Below are 19,257 nucleotides of genomic sequence, written 5' to 3'. Positions count from 1 at the left end.
AACCATGTGCGATACTCATCATAATCACGATACAACCCCACACAAAGGCTTAGAACACGAAGGCCACGATTTAGAACACAAAAACTGGAGCAGGCGTTCCTTTATCCAAGCTTTGGGAATAGCCGGATCAGGTTCCATGTTCCTGGGAAGCAACTTAATATCCGCTTCAGCGCCATCACCATTAACGGCTGCAGTTGCAGCTGCCGAAACTGACAATATTTTGGTATTGATCAGACTCTCTGGTGGTAACGACGGATTAAGTACTGTAATCCCGATTCAACAATACGATTCTTATGCTAATGCAAGGCCCAACATTTACATTCCCGAAAGTAAAGTCCTAAAACTTACCGATGATTTTGGAATTCCGACCTACATGGGTTCACTGGAACCCCTTTGGGGAGAAGGACAGTTTAAAGCTGTTCATGGTGTAGGATACGATAACCAAAGTCTATCCCATTTTACCGGGTCCGATATTTTTGCCAACACCGATTTGACAACCACAGGTTTTTCCGGGTTGAACACAGGTTGGATGGGAAGGCACTTTGAAGACCTTTATCCAGACTATTTGATCAACCCACCTGAAGCTCCTGCTGCTATTCAAATAGGAAGTTTGGCCAATTTAGTTTTCCAAGGCGAAGAGACCAATTACGCCTTCGTGACCAACAATGTGGATCAATTGGAGCAAATTGCCCAAACCGGTTCCTTTTATGAAATTGAGAATGCTCCTTTTGATGACTGTATGTACGGTGATCAGCTGAGATTTTTAAGAGGAGTTGCCAATACCACTTATGAATATGCCGGCAAAATTCATGAAGCCTACGAGCGTGGCGATGCCCTAAGGTGTGTAGAATATCAGGATAATGGTTTCGCAAGGCAATTGTCCCTTTTGGCCAAATTGATCAAAGGAGGTCTTGGAACTAAAGTTTATATGATTTCCATGGGCGGGTTTGATACCCACGGTAACCAACCTCTTGCCCATGAACGTTTAATGTCCAATCTGTCCATCGCCGTAAACAACTTCTATGAAGATTTGGCCTGTACAGAACAAGATGATAAGGTATTGAGTATGACCTTCTCAGAATTTGGACGAAGGATTTTTGAAAATGGTTCTAACGGAACGGACCACGGGAAAGCGGCTCCTACCCTTTTCTTTGGTTCCGGTTTGAGTGGAAGTGCCTTTGTAGGTGACCACCCTTCTTTGGATAGTCCAAACAGCCGAGGTAACCTAGAGTACACCATGGATTTTAGAAATCTATATGGTACCGTTCTGGCAGAATGGTTATGTGTACCTAGGGCTTCTGTAGAACAACATTTGTTAGGATATCAGTATCAGGCAATAGACCTTGGGTTCAACTGTAGCGGTGAAACCTTTGACGATATTGCCATGGATAACGATCCACCGACTTTACCGGACACTCCACCTAGCCCTGATGGTACTGATCCAGACCCAGAACTGTTGAATACCATTGTACATACCCCATACTATCCAACAGAACGTGCACCTCACATTCATTTGGAAATGCCTTTTGCGGCCCATGTGGATATTGAACTGTTCAATATTTTGGGACAAAAAGTGGGTACCGTTTTCAATGAAATGATGTTGGAAGGTTCTGCCGAAATCAATATTCGGGAGCGTATGCGCGATAGCTTGTCCACCGGAAAATACATATATAGAATTTCCGTTGGTGACCAGAGAATGAGTAAATCCGTGATGATCATGTAATCAGGACCAAAATACATATTCCAGAAATCCTCCGATAGGGCATCCCCCACCCCAATTTTGGGCTGCACTATTCGGAGGTTTCCTTTTTTTGGAATACCCCTTAAGGCTTTGCGTAAAATCAGTATTTTTGGTGCCTAATTAAACTTTTCATGGCCCAGACCAAAACGCCTTCAAGATATACCATTACCGCAGCCCTACCCTATACCAACGGTCCTATTCATATAGGGCATTTGGCCGGTGTTTACGTTCCTGCTGACATTTATTCGCGCTACCTGCGTCTAAAAGGGCATGATGTGGCTTTTATCTGCGGAAGTGATGAACATGGGGTAGCGATTCCCATGAAGGCCAAAAAGGAAGGGGTCTCTCCAAAGGAAATTATCGACAAATACCACGGCATCATCAAAAAATCCTTTGAAGATTTCGGTATCACCTTTGACAACTACTCAAGGACTTCAGCGGAAGTCCATCATAAGACCGCTTCGGATTTCTTCCAAAAGCTTTACGATCAGAACGATTTTATTGAAGAAGAAACCGAACAATTATACGACGAAGAAGCCCAACAATTCTTGGCAGATCGTTTTGTGGTAGGAACCTGTCCCCGTTGTGGTCATGAAGAAGCCTATGGGGATCAATGTGAAAATTGTGGGTCCTCTTTGAACGCCACAGACCTCATCAATCCTAAATCTACGATTACTGGAGGCGTTCCTACGCTAAAGAAGACCAAACATTGGTTTTTACCTTTAGATCGATATGAAGGCTTCTTGAAAGAGTGGATTCTGGAAGGCCACAAAAACGATTGGAAACCTAATGTATATGGACAGTGCAAATCATGGATTGACGATGGACTAAAACCGCGTGCGGTTACCCGTGATTTGGATTGGGGAATCCCCGTTCCTGTTGAAGGTGGTGAAGGCAAAGTACTCTACGTTTGGTTTGATGCCCCTATCGGCTACATTTCCTCTACCAAGGAATGGGCAGAACGCGAAGGAATAGACTGGGAACCCTATTGGAAGGACAAAGACACCAAATTGCTCCATTTTATCGGCAAGGACAATATTGTTTTCCACTGCATTATTTTCCCCAGCATGCTCAAAGCACATGGAGATTTTGTTCTGCCGGAAAATGTTCCTGCCAATGAATTTTTAAACTTGGAGGGCAACAAACTTTCCACTTCAAAGAATTGGGCCGTGTGGTTGCACGAATATCTGGAAGAATTTCCCGACATGCAGGACGTGCTCCGTTACGCATTGACCGCCAATGCGCCTGAGACCAAGGACAATGACTTTACCTGGAAAGATTTCCAGGCACGGAACAACAATGAGTTGGTTGCTATTTTTGGCAATTTTGTAAACCGTGTGGCAGTACTGACCCATAAATACTACGGTGGGATTGTTCCCTCTCCTAATGAGCTTCAAAAAGTGGATACGGAAACCTTGGAAGCCCTAAAGGGCTTTCCAGAAATTCTATCTAATTCATTGGATAGGTATCGTTTCCGTGAAGCAAGCCAGGAGTTGATGAATTTGGCGCGATTGGGCAACAAATACTTGGCAGATGAAGAGCCATGGAAATTGATAAAAACTGATGAGGAACGGGTAAAAACCGTTATGTATGTAGCCCTTCAGATTGCCACTGGACTAGCCATATTAAGTGAACCGTTTTTGCCATTCACTTCCAAGAAACTAAAATCCATTCTTAATGTCATTTCGAACGAGAGTGAGAAATCTTTAGGTTGGGAAGATGTCAATTCCGATAAAACGCTATTAGCTTCCAATCACCAGATCAACAAAAGTGAGTTGTTGTTCCGAAAGATTGAGGACAAGGAAATTCAACAACAACTGGACAAACTGGAAGCCACCAAAAAAGTAAATGCACAAATGGAAAAAGAGGTCGAACCACAAAAAGACACCATCACTTTTGACGATTTCACTAAGCTCGACATGCGTGTGGGCACCATTGTGGAAGCCGAAAAAATGCCCAAGGCCAACAAGCTCTTGGTCTTAAAAGTAGATACCGGATTGGATACACGCACCATTGTTTCAGGTATTGCGGAAAGCTTTAAGCCAGAAGATATTGTGGGCAAAAAAGTAACGATATTGGTGAATCTGGCTCCAAGAAAACTTAGAGGAGTGGAAAGTGAAGGCATGATTTTAATGACCGAAAATCAAGAAGGAAAACTGGTCTTTGTAAATCCGGATGAAGATGGTGTTGGGAGTGGAGAAACTATTAATTAGGCTTATGCGTTCCTTCCATCTAATACTTTCATTTTTTATTCTTCAAATTTGTCTTTCACAAGAGATAGTTAATAAAATTGATTTGAACTTAGGCTTCCCCGATTTAAAGGAAACAATGTCTGTGATAGATGATTTAGGGCAACCAAACATTTTTTTTGTCGATAGTAAGGAAATCGCTCGAGTCATCTTTAAAAATGACGGAGGGAAAGAGGAGCAGATTTTTCCAAAACCCCCAGAAACCTTTCCAAGAATTCATGGATACAATCTTGGTTCTGATAATAGTCTCAATTTGTATTTTTCAAATTATCGCGGAGATGGCTTTTTTTTGATGTCCATAAAAGAAGGGGAGGAACTTTTTGCCAAACAATTCAGTTTGAATTTTGAAAGTCATGAAAGATTTCTTTCTACTGTAAATTTCCAAAACCGATTCTATCTATTGACTTATCTTAATGGAGAATCAATTATCAAAATATACTCCTTTGAAAAAGATGGACATACTGTACTGACGCATGACTTGTCCAATTTCTCATTTTACAATTCAAATAATAATTCAACGGTACTGGGGAACTTGTTAAAAAAAGAAGAAACAGAAATCATAGAGGAGGACATCCCTTATTCTATGGAAATAGTTTTCAAAAAAATTAAAATCTATCCCAATAAAGATTATTTAAGGATTTCTCTTGATCATAGGTTACACGGAACACGAATAATAAATTTAAACCTCAATGATTCTGTAAACTCTTCTTTTTTTGTAGAAAATATTGGAGCAAGTGACGCCAAAAAATCCAATTCATTTGTTAATGGAAATAGACTATTTCAACTTTTAGTTTCTCCCGAATTTCTGGTTTTAAGTGTGCATGATCTAGAGACCAGAAAAAAAATCGTTGAACACTCGGTTAAAAAAAATGAAGACTTTTTCTTTAAAAACTCTCCAATACTTCAACAAGGAAATTCTCCCTATTCTTCACCTTTTAAAAATAGCCAAACCAAAATTTCTTCTGCTAAAGAGTTTTTTAGAAAATTATCAAACTCAGAAGTTGGAATTTATGCCTTTGAAAATAGTGGTAAACTAGATATTACTTTGGGTGGCACAAAACAATTTATAGTGACTCCGGGATCAAATGGATTTACTACCGGAGCTTCCTTATCTTCTATAGGAACAACAGTAGCGCCAATATCATGGAGTTATGGTTCCTATACCAGCAGCAGGTCAATTTTCACAAGATTACTTTTTGATAATAAAACGCTAAAACACATAGACAAAAAAAACCAAAACAATGTATTTGACCGAATTTCGTTAAAGTCCAAATACCTAAAGAATACAGTACTTAAAAAGAAATTAAAATTGGAAACGGTTCTTCGAAAAGAGGATTATTTTCTGTATGGATTCTACAATAAAAAAGAAAAGACGTACTCTTTAATGAAATTTGAAAAATAGCCTTTGCTCAAAATAGCCTGTCATCCCATCTATAAACATCCTTTACCTGAAGGGCACCGGTTTCCCATGATCAAGTACGAGCTATTGCCCCAACAATTGCTCCACGAGGGAACTTGTGCGCCAGAAAACTTTTTTGAGCCTGCATTTCCTAAAGACCAACACATTTTGGCAGCCCATGACCCAAATTACTATCTCGATTTAACAAATCTGGAACTTTCTTCAAGTGCAATCCGAAAAATTGGATTTCCGTTAAGTGAAGAATTGGTGCAGCGGGAACGTATCATAGCCGATGGCACCATAAAAGGTTGCGAATTTGCCCTGGAACATGGTATTGCCATGAACATTGCCGGAGGCACCCATCATGCCTATACCAATCGTGGAGAAGCCTTTTGCATGCTCAACGACCAAGCCATCGGGGCAAGGTATTTGACTAACAAAGGTCTGGCCAAAAACATCTTGATTGTGGACTTGGATGTCCATCAAGGCAATGGTACCGCCGAAATCTTTGAGACCGACCATTCTGTTTTCACCTTTTCCATGCATGGCAAGGGAAATTATCCTTTTAAGAAGGAAACATCGGATTTAGATATTCCCCTAGAAAAGGGAACAACTGACCAAGAATACCTAGCCATTTTAAAAAGAACGCTTCCCCAGCTCTTGGAAAATTTACAGCCCGATTTTATTTTCTATCTCTGTGGTGTGGACATTTTGGCCTCGGATAAACTGGGCACCCTTTCAATGACCCTAGAGGGTTGCAAGGAAAGGGACCGCTATATTCTTCAAACCTGTTTCGACACTAAGATTCCCGTGCAGTGCAGCATGGGAGGTGGCTATTCCCCAGATATCAAGACCATTGTAGAAGCCCATGCCAATACTTTTCGATTGGCACAGGAAATTTATTTCTAATTTTAACGACTTATTTCAAAATCAACCTTATGAAAGCCTTGAAACAGCTTATAATCTTACTTGCAGTGCTTCCGCTTACAGCACAGGAATTGGAAATACAAAAGGAAAAGACCCTGTGGAACGACTTTACCTATGATATGGGCAACATTTTTGGAGGTGTGGGCCATGCCTATTCCAGACCTTTTCACTGGAAAGGAAACGATTGGGCCAATTTTGGCTACGTAACGGGTGGTACGCTTCTACTTTTTACTGTTGATGATGAAATTCAAGATTGGACGAATGGTTTTGATCAGGATGTTCCGGATTTTTTGCTTGATTACGGCCATGAATATGGAAGTCCCGAGAACAATTATATGCTCACTGGAGGTGTTTACTTGGTTGGACTGTTCACTAAAAACGAAAAACTGAGACGTACTGGGGTACTGCTGATTTCTTCGGCCACTGCTGGAGGCTTTTTTCAGCAAGTTAGTAAGCGAATCATAGGAAGGGCAAGACCTAAGAGTGGTGACTCATCCAGTACTTACGATCCCTTTCACCTCGATCGGGTACGAAACTATGATTCTTTTCCCTCCGGACATGCCATGTTGGCCTTCAGTAATGCTTATGCAATTGCCAAACAATTTAAAAGTCCCTGGGTAAAAGCTGGACTCTATACCGTGGGCATGATTCCAGGTCTTGTTCGCGTGATGGACGATTTCCATTGGATTTCAGATGTTGCTTTTAGTACGGCGTTAAGCATCTTCATTGTGGAATCCATAGACAGATATTTAGATTCAAAATACGATGAGAAGTACAACGACACCTCTAAAAAGCTAAGTTGGAACCTGACCTTTGGTCCAAATACGGTGGGAATGGTGCTTCGCTTTTAAGAAGGAGCACTAAACTTTTGGTCATAGTCTAGCTCATTTTGTAATTTTATAAGGCAAAACAGATAAAATATGTTATCAAAGAAACTCGAAAAAGCACTTAACGATCAAATACGCATAGAAGCCGAATCCTCTCAAGTATACCTTTCCATGGCATCATGGGCCGAAGTAAAAGGTCTGGAAGGAATTGCCGGTTTTATGTACAGCCACTCAGATGAGGAACGCATGCACATGCTGAAACTCGTTAAATACGTAAACGAACGAGGCGGACATGCCCAGATTTCGGACCTAAAAGCTCCTAAGATAGATTTTGGTTCTTTTCAAAAGATGTTTGAAGAACTCTATGAACACGAAATCTTTGTTTCCAACAGCATTAACGAACTTGTTCACGTAACCTTGGAAGAAAAGGATTATGCCACCCATAACTTTCTACAGTGGTATGTGGCGGAACAAATTGAAGAAGAGGCTTTGGCAAGAACCATCCTTGATAAAATCAATTTGATTGGCAATGATAAGGGAGGACTCTATCTATTTGACCGCGACGTGCAGCAAATTACGGTGGAAAGTGCCGCTTCGGATATGGCCGGAGAATAATTGTTGATAAATCTTTTATTTAGATTAATTTAAAATAACTACTTTTGACCCATCTGCTTATCCGCAATGGGAAAAAAGAAGAAAGAAAAGAAACAGCACAAGGCCTTGCTCAAAGAATTGTCCTTGACCAATTGCAAGACCAAATGCTGTAAAAAATATAAAAAGAGCGAAAACAAGCGATGCAAGCGCTGTCCTTGTTTTGATTTGCTCAAAAGAGTAGCTTAAAAAAACCGCCTTAAGGCGGTTTTTTATTTCAATTTTCTTTTTCTGGGAATATGTTGTGCTACATTGTCCGTATTATATCCGCCAAGAAATTCTGAATCCGACAAAGACAAATATTCCCTTGCCTTGGCCAAATACAATGAGCTAAAAGAGCAACCGTCGTTGCATTTTTGTAAATGGGACTTATAGGCTTCCTTCTTTCCTTTCATGTAGGCGAGATATGCTGGAAAATTTGCCTTGCCTAAATGCCGCTCAAAATTGCTTTGATCCACCCAATAGTCCAACTCATCCTGACCATTTATGTTTTGAAGCTCTATTTCATAGGCAGCATCTCTATGAGCCAGCTGTTCATAAAACCACAACCCTTGGACATTTCCTTCCTGTTGGGACCAAACAGAGAAGTTTGTTCCGAACATCATTATGACCAAAAGTAATTTTACAGTTTTCATGCCACCATCTTCTACTACATTAGACGTATAAAGCCCTCTTATATAACACTGGCTCTCTTTAAGTTAACGTTAAAAAATAGCTAAAACAAAGAAAGGGGGCAAGCCGCCCCCTTTTGTCGATTATCTGTATGGGGCCTTATTTGCCCAACATCAGCAATTCATTGCATTTTATCTCCGTGATGTACCTCTTTTCGCCCTCCTTGGTCTCGTAAGAGCGGGACATCAGTTTACCCTCAATCATAACCTCTTTTCCTTTGATTAAATAATTTTCCGCAATCTCCGCCAGTTTGCCCCAGGCAACAATACTATGCCATTGGGTATCGGTCACCTTCTCCCCTTCAGCGTTTTTGTATGACTCATTGGTTGCTATGGAAAATTTGGCCAGTTTGCTACCATTTTCCAAGGTTACCATTTCGGGATCATTTCCTAAGTTTCCAATCAACTGTACTTTGTTTCTAAGTGAATTCATGATTTTAATTTTTGCGTTAAACAGTTAATACTATCGAACTCTTATCATTCGACAGGGCAAACTTAAGGGTGGTAAAAATCATAAATCGGTATGTAATCGTTTGCTTTCGTTTGTAAACGAATGTAAATGATTGTATGCAATAACTGTTACTCCTAGATTCTTTTCTGGTTCAGGAGGGTTCAAACGTACTAATCACCCACTAAATCCGTTATAGATAATACCTAACATCTAATCTTACAATTGTCATTAAACAGGTAAAATATTTCTTTATGATCCTTACAATGGTGGCGGCGACCACATTTGTAAGTTGCAGTGATGACGATGACACTACGGTACGTGTACGCGTAAATGGTGTAGCGTTCGACAATGGCGATGACTTTAACGGAGACGTTGATGGTGATTTCACCGGAACAGGAGGAAGTGCTACCAGAACTTTTATGTGGCAGAATAACCTTAGTCGTGCGGATTACAATGCAGATATTACCTCCACGGCTGCCGGGACCTTCAACATTGTGGTCAGAGATATAGACGGCAATGTAGTTCTTGACAGGTCTTTGGAAGGGGCAACCGAACCGGATTCCTTTTCAGGGGTTACCGATTCGGGCGCGTCCGGTATATGGTCAGTGACGATTACGTTGACCAATTTCAACGGAGATGGCAGCTTTTCGCTGAGCGAAGGGAACTAAAACCCTGTTATAATACATTTTAGGCTCGATGGTATATTGAACCTTTTGTACCCTAGGCATGTCCCGTATTGCATGTTGGCGTCTACCCGTTGCTAATCAGTAAGAAAATCCAAGGCCAACTGTATGCCCAAAAATCCACTTTCAATATGGTTTAGGTTATCCAAAGGATAAAAAGTGACCTTCTCGACCTCGTTTTGTTTTTTTAGCTCATTGAAGAACTTTTTGGTAGTGGCGAACGGTACATCTTCATCCTTTATTCCATGAATCAGCAACACCGGGATATCTGTCTCAAAAGGGGTGATGCTGTTTGAAGCAAAATCTTTTCGCATCCAGTGATTTTTATTGCCAAGAAAGTCTTCCAAAAACTTGGGATTCATTAGTGCTCTAATATCCACTGTAGTGGAATCCTTTAGCATCTTCAAAGTTGAATTGCCATTTGCAAAGTCCTTTGTGAGCTGATCATAAGGTTCATTAAAAATTCCCGAGACATTATTTTCCCAATAGTAATGGCCATAACTGCCAAAAATATAGGTGAGATAGGCCGCACTTGCAAAAGTCTGTTTCTTTAGAATATAGTCCAGGTTCTCATTAATGTCTATTGGTCCACCAATACTTACCACATTCTTCAAATCATATATTGAGTTTTTGGATTCTGACTGACTCTCCGCCAACGCCAGAGCTGCATGCCCTCCTTGGGAAAATCCCACCACATCCATTTGTTTTGAAAAAGGCACTTCTAGCTTTTCCAATGCCATAAATCCATATTCAACGAACTCTTGAAGCTGTTGCACCGTGATTTTCTTTTGCATGTAGGCCGGCACATCTTCGGAACTGGTTCCATAGCCCAAATAATCCGGCAAAAAAGTAATTCGGTTACCCATGGCCGGAAGAGCCTCTATATGAATGGGAGAATTCCAATTTGAGGGAACATCTTGATTAAAAATGGTTCCATGACAGAACATCAGAACATTTTTATTCGTTTCATTGTATTCCTTTGGAACAAGTATAGATCCACTCAACCATTTTTCCTCGCCTCCAATATCTGTCCAGTAGGCCAGTTTGTAAGCGTCAAACCCCACCAAAACATATTTTAAATAGGGTCGATAGGGTTCATATCCGGCTATGGTATTTTTAACTGTGGTAAAATCGCCTTCATATTGGTGCTCCAAGGCAAATTTCTTGGATATATACTTTGCCTCTTTGGATTGCCCAAAAGAATGGAACAGCGAAATGCTCCATAAAAGAATCAGTATTGTTCTTGTTTTCATCTTTAAAGTTTTGGTCAAATGAAACCAAAACCCAAGATTGAATCGACTCAAATAATTTTTTGAACCTCTTTTTTGTACTCTGATGGGGTCTTTCCAGTCTTTTTCTTGAATGCTCTTTGGAACGAAGCCTTAGATCCAAACCCACAATCCAGTGCCATTCCCAAAAAAGTGTAATTGGGGTTATCGTTTTTTTCCAATTTTCTTTTGAATTCTTCTATGCGGTACCCATTCACAAAATCAGTAAAAGATGTCTTTAGATGTTGGCTTAAATGATAAGAAATTTCATGATTGGACAGATTAAGTCGTTTTGCGATGTCTTGGCGTGTCAACGTAGGGTTCAGGTACATCTTGTCTTCATCAAAGAGTTGTTTCAGTCGCTGTTCAAAATCCGGATTTTTATCATAAACATAGGTGCGTGGCACCAAAATCTTTGTGTTTTTGATCATGCTCCAAGAGATGAAGTAAATGAACAGACCAGCAATAATGTAGGTTATCTGCCAAATTATCTGGCCTATTCCATAGTCTGATGATTCTACTATTCTGGCCACTATCGAAAATAACCATCCCAACAAGAAGATACCTATCAAGGTATAGAGATAACGCACATCTATTTTGGAGAACAACTTGCTTTTCCTTATCAGATAGAAAAGGCTGCCAAAGGAATACCCCAAGCAATACAATGCCATGATATAACTAATCCATTTTCCAAACTGAACAGACACTGGGACAGAAGCCAGGTCTACAATAACCACAGCAAGCTTGAACAATACGAATGGAACCAAATGTAGGAGGTGAATCCGAATTTTGTTCCTTTTTGCATTGATTGACAACAAAAACACATAGAGCAATGGCCCCATTGCAAACAAGTTGCCATGATTTATCAAGAACAAATGCTTTTTCATGAAAGGGACATGGGACAGGCTATCAATGCCTATCAAAAAAATCAAAATCCCTAATAAAGTGGATGGAACATGTTTTTTTTGAAAGAGCGCAAAGGCCAAAAAGACACCCTGAATCCCTATCACTATAAAAAGTATACCCATCGTATCCATAGAATCACATTGGAGAGTGTCCGTTCATATAAATTATCAGAATTTATACCGCGATTCTAAAATTAGTCCTTTTTCAAAATATTTGATGATGACGCAACAAACTCTGCCTCAATTAAAAAAGCAATTAATCTTGTATTTTGCAGCGTTTTTGTTTTTTGATGAAAGCAAGAATCGGGTTTCACACTCTATTTTACCATCCTACTTTTGGAGTATTGAAAAAGCAAGGTTATGAGTGAACAAAAAAACATCAACTACAATCGTATTGCCAAGGCCATTGCCCATATAAAGCAAAATTTTAAGGCCCAACCTTCTTTGGATGAAATAGCAGAACAGGTCCACCTAAGTCCCTATCATTTTCAACGAATGTTCAAGGAATGGGCAGGAATAAGTCCCAAAAAATTTCTGCAATATATCAGCGTGGAACATGCCAAAGGCATTTTGGAAGAATCAAGCGCCTCCCTTTTTGATGCAGCTATAGAAACAGGACTCTCAGGTACCAGCAGACTACACGACCTTTTCATTTCCATTGAAGGAATGACCCCGGGGGAATATAAAAATCAAGGTGAAAATTTGGTCATTAACTACAGTTTTGCCCAAAGTCCCTTTGGATTGGTGACCATTGCCTCTACGCCCAAAGGTCTCTGCCATGTAGCATTTACCGATGATGAGGAAAAAGGACTGTACGATCTAAAAAAACAGTTTCCGAAAGCGCAATACCATCAACGGGTAGATCAAACCCAGGTAAACGCCCTAATGTTCTTTGCCAATGATTGGAGTCAAATCTCCAAGCTAAAACTACATTTAAAGGGAACGGATTTTCAGCTGAAGGTATGGGAATCTCTGCTTCGGATACCCAAAGGACAACTGGCTACTTATGGCAACATTGCCAAGCTAATCGATAAGCCCAAAGCGTCAAGAGCGGTTGGGTCTGCAGTTGGCAGCAATCCTGTTGCCTATTTAATCCCCTGCCACAGGGTAATTCAGTCCACAGGAGATTTAGGCGAATACCGTTGGGACAGTTCACGGAAGACCGCCATCATCGGTTGGGAAGCGGCTCAAATTCAATAAAACACAATCATGTCAACAATCGATGGTCTGAACACCCATGACTGGGTCAGTGTTCAGAAAGAAATCTATAAAAAAGGGTATGCCCTAGTGGAAAATGTGTTGAATTCAAACACATGCGACCAGTTAATTGAAGGGTTCCAAGATTCAACCCTCTACAGGAAAACAGTAGAAATGGAGCGTTACCGTTTTGGAAGCGGCACCTATAAATATTTTAAGTACCCCCTTCCTGAAACAATTTCAGAAATACGGGAATTTGTCTACCCTAAACTGGTCCCCATTGCCAACCAATGGATGAAAGATCTCAAGAAAGATGTAATTTTTCCGGACAGTTTGGCTGTATTGCATCAACAATGTATTGATCATGGGCAGCTGTTGGCCACACCATTAATCTTGAAATATGGGGCTGGAGGGTATAACACTTTGCATCAAGATCTTTATGGGGAGGTCTATTTCCCGATGCAGGCAGTTTTATTTCTCAACGACTATGGGCCAGATTACACTGGAGGTGAGTTTGTGATGACCCAACAGGTTCCTAGAGCTCAATCCAAAGCTATTGTACTGCATCCTCCCAAAGGTTCCATGCTCATATTTACAACAAATTACAGACCCATCAAGGGCAAGAAAGGCTTCTATAGAGTCTCCATGAGACATGGTGTAAGCGAGGTGCGTTCAGGGGAACGGTACACCATGGGGGTAATCTTTCACGATGCAACATCTTGATTATGTTGTTTCATGCAGAACTTTCTTCCATTGAGCTTTTCAAAGCTATAAAACAAAAGGAAATACTTTGGGCCGGAAATAAAAAGCTCAAGATTTATGGGACATTAGGTTGCAAATCGGGTAACCGAATGAAGACTGAAAACCGGGTTTTCTTTAAATCGGAGGACGAAGCTATTTTAGAAGGGTTTCGTCCCTGCGGGCATTGTCTTCGTTCCAAATATGTAGATTGGAAAAATAATAAGGTTATCTTTGATAACAAAAGCTGAATCTATGCAAACTTGGTTGAGTCCGATAACCTTGGAAGGAAATTTGGTCAAACTCGTCCCGCTACAAAAATCCCACAAAAAGGATTTGTTGGATGCGGCTTCAGATGGAAAACTATGGGAACTTTGGTTTACTTCGGTTCCCTCGGAAAAAAATATCGATGCTTACCTTGAGGATGCCCTAAATGCCCAAAAAGAGGGTTCTGCTCAACCTTGGGTAATACTTGATAAGGCATCAAATAGAATCGTAGGTTCCACCAGATACTTGAATGTGGAAGCTCCCCACAAACGTCTGGAAATTGGTGCGACATGGTATGCCAAACGGGTACAACGAACAGGAATCAATACAGAATGCAAGTACCTTTTGCTACAACATGCTTTTGAAACACTAAATGCCATTGCGGTGGAGTTTCGGACACATGCCCACAATCTCGCCTCCCGAAATGCCATTCAAAGGTTGGGGGCCAAACAAGAAGGCATTCTCCGAAATCATAGAATAGACCCACAGGGCAATTACAGAGACACCGTTGTTTTTTCCATTTTGGAAAGTGAGTGGCCAACGGTAAAGTATTCGCTTGAGTATAGAATGAACAAGAAATACTAACTCAAACTTTGTTTGAGCAAGCGGGCAAAATTATAACTGGCCAATTCCAAATTTCTATAGCTAGTTGCTTTGGCTTTCTCCAAGTCCCCTACTTGATTCAATATGGAAACGGCATAATCTAATCCCATTTCCTCAATCTGTTCGATGGAAATATTGACCGACCCACAAAGGGCCGCTACAGGGATGCCTTTAGCTTTCGCAGACTTTATTACCCCATTAATGGTTTTTCCAGAAAGTGTTTGATTATCCAACTGACCTTCTCCAGTAATTACCCAATCGGCCTGGTCCAAAGCTTCTTCAAAATTGGCCATCTCCATGATAAGGTCCACCCCTGAGGTCAGACTGGCATTCAAGAAAACCACTGCTCCCGCTCCAACTCCTCCAGCAGCTCCTGCACCTGGTATGTTTTGTACATTAACCCCAAAGGTTGCATGCAATACTTTGGCAAAACTTTTCAATCCTTGGTCCAAAAACTCTACCTCTTGGGAAGATGCTCCTTTTTGGGGGCCATATATCTTGGCAGCACCATCTTCTCCATACAAAGGGTTGGTTACATCGCAGGCAACCTTAATCTGGACTTCATTTAGCTTTTTATGGATTTTGGCCCTTTTAATCCTGCTTACATTTATCAAATTTTCACCTGTGGGCTTTAAAATTTTGTTGTCCACATCCAAAAATTCATATCCTAAGGAGGTGGCCATTCCCATTCCCCCATCGTTGGTTGCACTCCCTCCAATTCCCAACACGACTTCCTTCGCACCTCCATCAATTGCATCCACAATCATTTCACCCGTGCCAACAGATGTGGTGTGCATGCAGTTCATTTCTTTTTTGGTCAATAACTTATACCCAGAGGCTTCGGACATTTCAATAAAAGCTATTTTACCGTCTTTGGAAAGCAAATATTCTGAAGTAATGTCCCTGAAAAGAGGGTCTTTGACAATTACTTTTACCGTAGAAGCCTTTAAATAATCTTGGACCACTTCAATGGTTCCATCTCCACCATCTGCCAACGGCTTTTTAACGATAGTTGCTTCTGGAAAGACCATTTTGATGCCGCTCTCCACAGCTTCGCAGAATTGATGTCCCGTTAGGGACCCTTTGTATTTATCAGGAGCAACAACAAACTTCATCTGAAGCAATATTAACTAAAAATACTTGGCAAAGACATACTCAATACCACAATGAACAAGAAGAATGAAGCTAAGATAATAATCTCTTTTTTACCTGAATAATATACTACTTCCAAGCCCTCATTGGCTTTTTTCTTGACCAAATAGCTGACCAACATTGCTACAACGACCGTTACCAGACAACCAATGGCGTTCCACCAAAACCAAAAGACCTCGGGTACATATAGCCATAGGTACATATTGAAAACAACCCCTACGATGATTCCTATATTGGCGCCCAATGCGTGGGTCTTTTTGGTAAGTATCGCCAGAATGAAAGCAGCCAAGATGGGACCATAAAAAATGGAGCTGATTTTATTGATCACTTCAATTACTGTTCCTTCAATCTTTCCGGCAAAAAAGGCAAAGAACAAACAGACCAATCCCCAAAAAAGTGAAAGTAAACGAGAGCTCCAAACGTATTTTTTGTCGCCCATATCAGGGTTGAATCGCTTAACAAAATCTTCCATAGTAACCGCAGAAAGGGAATTGACCGTGGAGCTCAAAGACGACATGGCCGCCGACATAATTGCTACAATCAAAATACCAATAACCCCATTAGGCAAATAATTGATGATAAAAACGGGGACCATCAAATCGGCCCTTTTTCCTTCCAATGAATCAATATTGGATTGATAAACGGAATCCATCATTTCCTGAAATCCCACATCTTGCAACAACAGCGTTCCTAGAACAAGTCCCATGATACAATAGGTCAGGGTCAAGGGAAACCTGAACAATCCATTGGCCAGTAATAGTTTCTTGATGGTGGGCATCCCTTTTGCCGATAGCAATCTTTGAGATTGGGTCTGATCGGTTCCATAGTAGGATGCATATAGGAAAAAGCCCCCAATAACCATGGGCCAAAAACCAAACTCATCTCCTTGGTCTGCATTGTTGAATCCCCATTTGCTAAAATCAACTGCTGTTATACGGTCCTTATCCACATGGGTCAAGAAATTTTCAAAACCTCCCAACTCACTAATTCCATAAATAAGACAAATAATGATTCCCAAAAACAAAATGACCATTTGAATGACATCTCCCCATATCACCGCTTTCATTCCCCCTTGAAAAGAATAAATCAGGGTAATGACGCCAATAATCAAAATGGAAATCCAAAAATCTACACCGACGGTTGCCTGTAAAATCAATGCCATGGTATAGACCATGACGCCTGTGGCCACGGAACGACTTATTTGAAACACAAAGCTTATCAATAACCTTGAGGATGCATCAAAACGTTTTTCCAGATATTCGTAAACACTGACAATACCAGATTTATACAGTGAAGGTATTATGGCTACCAGCAAAAATGCCATGGCAAGGGGCACCCCAAATTCATAGGTCAACCATTGTAGCCCTCCCCCTTCTTTCAATCCTACAAAAGCAGGTGCGGAAATGAAACTTATTGCGGACAATTGTGTGGCCATTGTGGAAAGACTTAGCGGCAACCAGCCCATGCTTCGGCCTCCTAAAAAATAATCTCCTGAACTCTTGTTTTCCTTGAAGAAGTATCCAATTCCCAAGAACCCAACCAAATAGACCACTATAATGATGTAATCAACGTAATTCATAATTTATTTTTTAGGTTTTCTTTTGCCGTGTTAAACCACTCTTTTTTTAGGATTCCCAAAAGGACCGCATGTGACCTTCCCTGTCCACGAATGGACGGAAAAAGGTTTCGTACAACCCCTTCCTGTATGCATCCTACACTCCGCATAGCTGCCAAGCTTACCTTGTTTTCGGCATGGGCTCCCAATCCAATCCGTTCAAAACCCATTTGTTCAAAGGCAAACCGAAAAAGAAGGTACTTACAATTTTTGTTCAGCCCAGAACCTCGGAAATCTTTTCCATACCAAGTGTAGCCCAAACGAATGGTATTCAAATCAGCATCATAATCAAAAAAACGAGTGCTCCCGGCATACTTTTTATGGCGTTTGTCAAAAACTGCAAATGAATATTCCTTTTTTGCAGTTCTCCCTTCCAAAGCATTCTTCACATACCTCTCAAAGTCAGCATACCCATTGGATTTACCCAGGAAATAAGTCCAAAGTTCTTTTTCCCGGGCAATATCCTGTAGCAATTCAAAATGTTCTTCCTCTAACGGAACCAACCTTACCCTATCATTTTCAAGCACATAATCTTTGGTAAAGTTGAATGACATGGTTCAGTGTTTAGGATTTATCATTCATTAAATCAATCAGCAGTGCGGCACTCCATGAGAAATTGTCCCCTCCATATCCACTGTTGTCGGTATCGGGATTGGTCTTTCTTGAATCGAAATACTCATGAAATCCATAATTTTCAATCAATTTCAGCGAGTCGGTTTTTACCCGATCTGCCAAATCATGATATCCATATCTATTCAGCCCATGGAACAGGATCCAATTTAGATTTATCCACACAGGACCTCTCCAATATTTTCTTGGGTTGAAACGGTCATGGGTTGGATCAAACGATGCGCATAGATAACGCCCTTCTCCTCCAAATTTTTGCTGTAAGGTGTTCACCATGGCTTCAGCTTTTTCCTTATCCGGTGCTCCAGCAAAAAAGGGTGTAAAGGACGAAGAGGAAACATAAGGTATCTGCTTGTTGTTCCTTAAATCAAAATGAACATAGGCTCCTAGAGTACTGTTGTAAAGTTTCTCATTTAAACTAGCTATGCTCTGTTCTTGTTTTGATTTTAGATACGATAGCTTTTCTTCGTTTCCACCTATTTTGGTGTACAAGTTGATGAGCGCTTCATTGGATCGAATCAACATGGAGTTGAACAGCGGGTCCAGAACAAGGAATGGGGAATGTTCTGCAATTTTAGCATCATCGTAATTATGTTGCTTGGCTATATCAATAATGTACAAGTAATGGTCATACTCCCTTTTTGATGGTCGTTGGGCAGGATCCACATGCGAGGTATCCCTCCTTTCAAACTGATACTCCGGTGGGTCCATGGTTTCCCAGATATCGTCCCATATAGGGGAATTGTCAGTCCCCGATTCCCAATTATGGTATATGTACACCAAGCCGTTGCCTTCCACATCTCTATTCTCATAGAGATAGATGTGATTTGTATAGACCTTGTCTATCTGACTTTTTACAAATTCCATCATATCCCCATCCTCATTTGCTATCTCCAGCAATCTCTCCAAAACGAACCCTGTGACCGGTGGTTGGGTCATTCCAGTGGAACGGTATTTTTCCGAAGCTTGAGGATGTAAGTCGGATTGATGGAAATCTGGCCCTGGAAAATACGAATCGCTATCCGTATGGAAAACAATATGAGGGATGAACCCATTTTCCCATTGCGCATCCAGCAGTGTCTTGATCTCACTTTTGGCCTTTTCCAAATCAAAATGGGCAAACCCTAGGGCAATGAACCCTGAATCCCATTTCCATTGAAAGGGATACAATCCTTCACTTGGAATTGTAAAACCTCCTGGTTGATAATTGTCCTCAAGTACCTTTATGGCCCTGTTTATCAATTGCTCTCTCATAACCATTTTATAAATACATATTGGCGGTGATC

General features: G+C 40.8%; 19 protein-coding genes. 11 read left to right on the top strand and 8 right to left on the bottom strand.

Translation table 11 applies throughout. The features are described 5' to 3' along the window. Positions 1–4: 4 nt before the first annotated feature. From DX873_RS12340 to DX873_RS12315, 6 genes are all read left to right on the top strand, one after another. On the top strand, positions 5–1,723 hold the full coding sequence (locus tag DX873_RS12340) for a DUF1501 domain-containing protein (protein ID WP_116184724.1): 1,719 nt from the start codon (positions 5–7) through the stop codon (positions 1,721–1,723). 149 nt (positions 1,724–1,872) lie between these two features. Next, complete coding sequence (gene metG, locus DX873_RS12335) at positions 1,873–3,954, top strand: methionine--tRNA ligase (protein WP_116184723.1); 2,082 nt, start codon at positions 1,873–1,875, stop codon at positions 3,952–3,954. A gap of 373 nt (positions 3,955–4,327) precedes the next feature. After that, positions 4,328–5,392 (top strand): hypothetical protein, encoded by a 1,065-nt coding sequence (locus DX873_RS12330; RefSeq protein WP_147296655.1) that lies wholly within the window; start codon positions 4,328–4,330, stop codon positions 5,390–5,392. Positions 5,393–5,395: 3 nt separating this feature from the next. Continuing rightward, positions 5,396–6,298 carry a histone deacetylase family protein gene (locus tag DX873_RS12325; protein ID WP_116184721.1) on the top strand — a complete coding sequence of 301 codons (903 nt, stop codon included), beginning with the start codon at positions 5,396–5,398 and terminating at the stop codon, positions 6,296–6,298. A 29-nt stretch (positions 6,299–6,327) separates the two neighbouring features. Then, complete coding sequence (locus DX873_RS12320) at positions 6,328–7,167, top strand: phosphatase PAP2 family protein (RefSeq protein WP_116184720.1); 840 nt, start codon at positions 6,328–6,330, stop codon at positions 7,165–7,167. Between the two features lie 69 nt (positions 7,168–7,236). Further along, positions 7,237–7,758, top strand: coding sequence for a ferritin (locus DX873_RS12315; RefSeq protein WP_116184719.1), 522 nt, complete (start codon positions 7,237–7,239; stop codon positions 7,756–7,758). A gap of 248 nt (positions 7,759–8,006) precedes the next feature. On the opposite strand, the gene DX873_RS12310 is transcribed toward DX873_RS12315, so the two are convergent. After that, positions 8,007–8,429: a hypothetical protein gene (locus DX873_RS12310; protein WP_116184718.1), complete on the bottom strand. Its 423-nt coding sequence runs from the start codon at positions 8,427–8,429 to the stop codon at positions 8,007–8,009. Positions 8,430–8,565: 136 nt separating this feature from the next. Beyond that, entirely contained in the window at positions 8,566–8,898 is a 333-nt protein-coding gene (locus tag DX873_RS12305) for a single-stranded DNA-binding protein (RefSeq protein ID WP_116184717.1), read from the bottom strand. 269 nt (positions 8,899–9,167) lie between these two features. On the opposite strand from DX873_RS12305, the gene DX873_RS12300 reads away from it, so the two are divergent. Continuing rightward, positions 9,168–9,584, top strand: a complete 417-nt coding sequence (locus DX873_RS12300) for a hypothetical protein (protein ID WP_232520909.1) — start codon at positions 9,168–9,170, stop codon at positions 9,582–9,584. A 92-nt stretch (positions 9,585–9,676) separates the two neighbouring features. Here DX873_RS12300 and DX873_RS12295 read toward each other — a convergent pair whose 3' ends face one another. Together DX873_RS12295 and DX873_RS12290 are read right to left on the bottom strand one after the other, a co-directional pair. Beyond that, positions 9,677–10,852: an alpha/beta fold hydrolase gene (locus DX873_RS12295; RefSeq protein WP_116184715.1), complete on the bottom strand. Its 1,176-nt coding sequence runs from the start codon at positions 10,850–10,852 to the stop codon at positions 9,677–9,679. A 47-nt stretch (positions 10,853–10,899) separates the two neighbouring features. After that, on the bottom strand, positions 10,900–11,754 hold the full coding sequence (locus DX873_RS12290; protein WP_181899493.1) for a helix-turn-helix domain-containing protein: 855 nt from the start codon (positions 11,752–11,754) through the stop codon (positions 10,900–10,902). 378 nt (positions 11,755–12,132) lie between these two features. Here DX873_RS12290 and DX873_RS12285 point away from each other — a divergent pair, with 378 nt between their 5' ends. The 4 genes from DX873_RS12285 to DX873_RS12270 are packed head-to-tail and all read left to right on the top strand — an operon-like array spanning position 12,133 to position 14,559. Further along, positions 12,133–12,972, top strand: a complete 840-nt coding sequence (locus tag DX873_RS12285) for a methylated-DNA--[protein]-cysteine S-methyltransferase (RefSeq protein ID WP_116184713.1) — start codon at positions 12,133–12,135, stop codon at positions 12,970–12,972. A gap of 9 nt (positions 12,973–12,981) precedes the next feature. Beyond that, complete coding sequence (locus tag DX873_RS12280) at positions 12,982–13,692, top strand: 2OG-Fe(II) oxygenase (RefSeq protein WP_116184712.1); 711 nt, start codon at positions 12,982–12,984, stop codon at positions 13,690–13,692. A 2-nt stretch (positions 13,693–13,694) separates the two neighbouring features. Further along, positions 13,695–13,958, top strand: coding sequence for an Ada metal-binding domain-containing protein (locus DX873_RS12275; RefSeq protein WP_116184711.1), 264 nt, complete (start codon positions 13,695–13,697; stop codon positions 13,956–13,958). 4 nt (positions 13,959–13,962) lie between these two features. Then, on the top strand, positions 13,963–14,559 hold the full coding sequence (locus DX873_RS12270) for a GNAT family N-acetyltransferase (protein ID WP_116184710.1): 597 nt from the start codon (positions 13,963–13,965) through the stop codon (positions 14,557–14,559). On the opposite strand, the gene DX873_RS12265 is transcribed toward DX873_RS12270, so the two are convergent. From DX873_RS12265 to DX873_RS12250, 4 genes are read right to left on the bottom strand one after another with little or no spacing between them, the layout of a single operon-like run. After that, on the bottom strand, positions 14,556–15,692 hold the full coding sequence (locus DX873_RS12265; protein WP_116184709.1) for a glycerate kinase: 1,137 nt from the start codon (positions 15,690–15,692) through the stop codon (positions 14,556–14,558). The two genes, DX873_RS12270 and DX873_RS12265, sit on opposite strands and share 4 nt — an antisense overlap. Before the next feature lie 11 nt (positions 15,693–15,703). Next, positions 15,704–17,308: a sodium:solute symporter family protein gene (locus DX873_RS12260; RefSeq protein WP_116184708.1), complete on the bottom strand. Its 1,605-nt coding sequence runs from the start codon at positions 17,306–17,308 to the stop codon at positions 15,704–15,706. Further along, complete coding sequence (locus tag DX873_RS12255) at positions 17,305–17,898, bottom strand: GNAT family N-acetyltransferase (protein WP_116184707.1); 594 nt, start codon at positions 17,896–17,898, stop codon at positions 17,305–17,307. The genes DX873_RS12260 and DX873_RS12255 overlap by 4 nt, the downstream gene beginning before the upstream one ends. A 10-nt stretch (positions 17,899–17,908) precedes the next feature. Continuing rightward, positions 17,909–19,225: an MGH1-like glycoside hydrolase domain-containing protein gene (locus DX873_RS12250; protein WP_116184904.1), complete on the bottom strand. Its 1,317-nt coding sequence runs from the start codon at positions 19,223–19,225 to the stop codon at positions 17,909–17,911. Between the last annotated feature and the right edge of the window lie 32 nt (positions 19,226–19,257).

The sequence above is a fragment of the Flagellimonas nanhaiensis genome (genome assembly GCF_003382275.1).
In the GTDB taxonomy this organism is placed as follows: domain Bacteria; phylum Bacteroidota; class Bacteroidia; order Flavobacteriales; family Flavobacteriaceae; genus Flagellimonas; species Flagellimonas nanhaiensis.
This window is presented reverse-complemented; position numbering and strand designations above follow the sequence as displayed.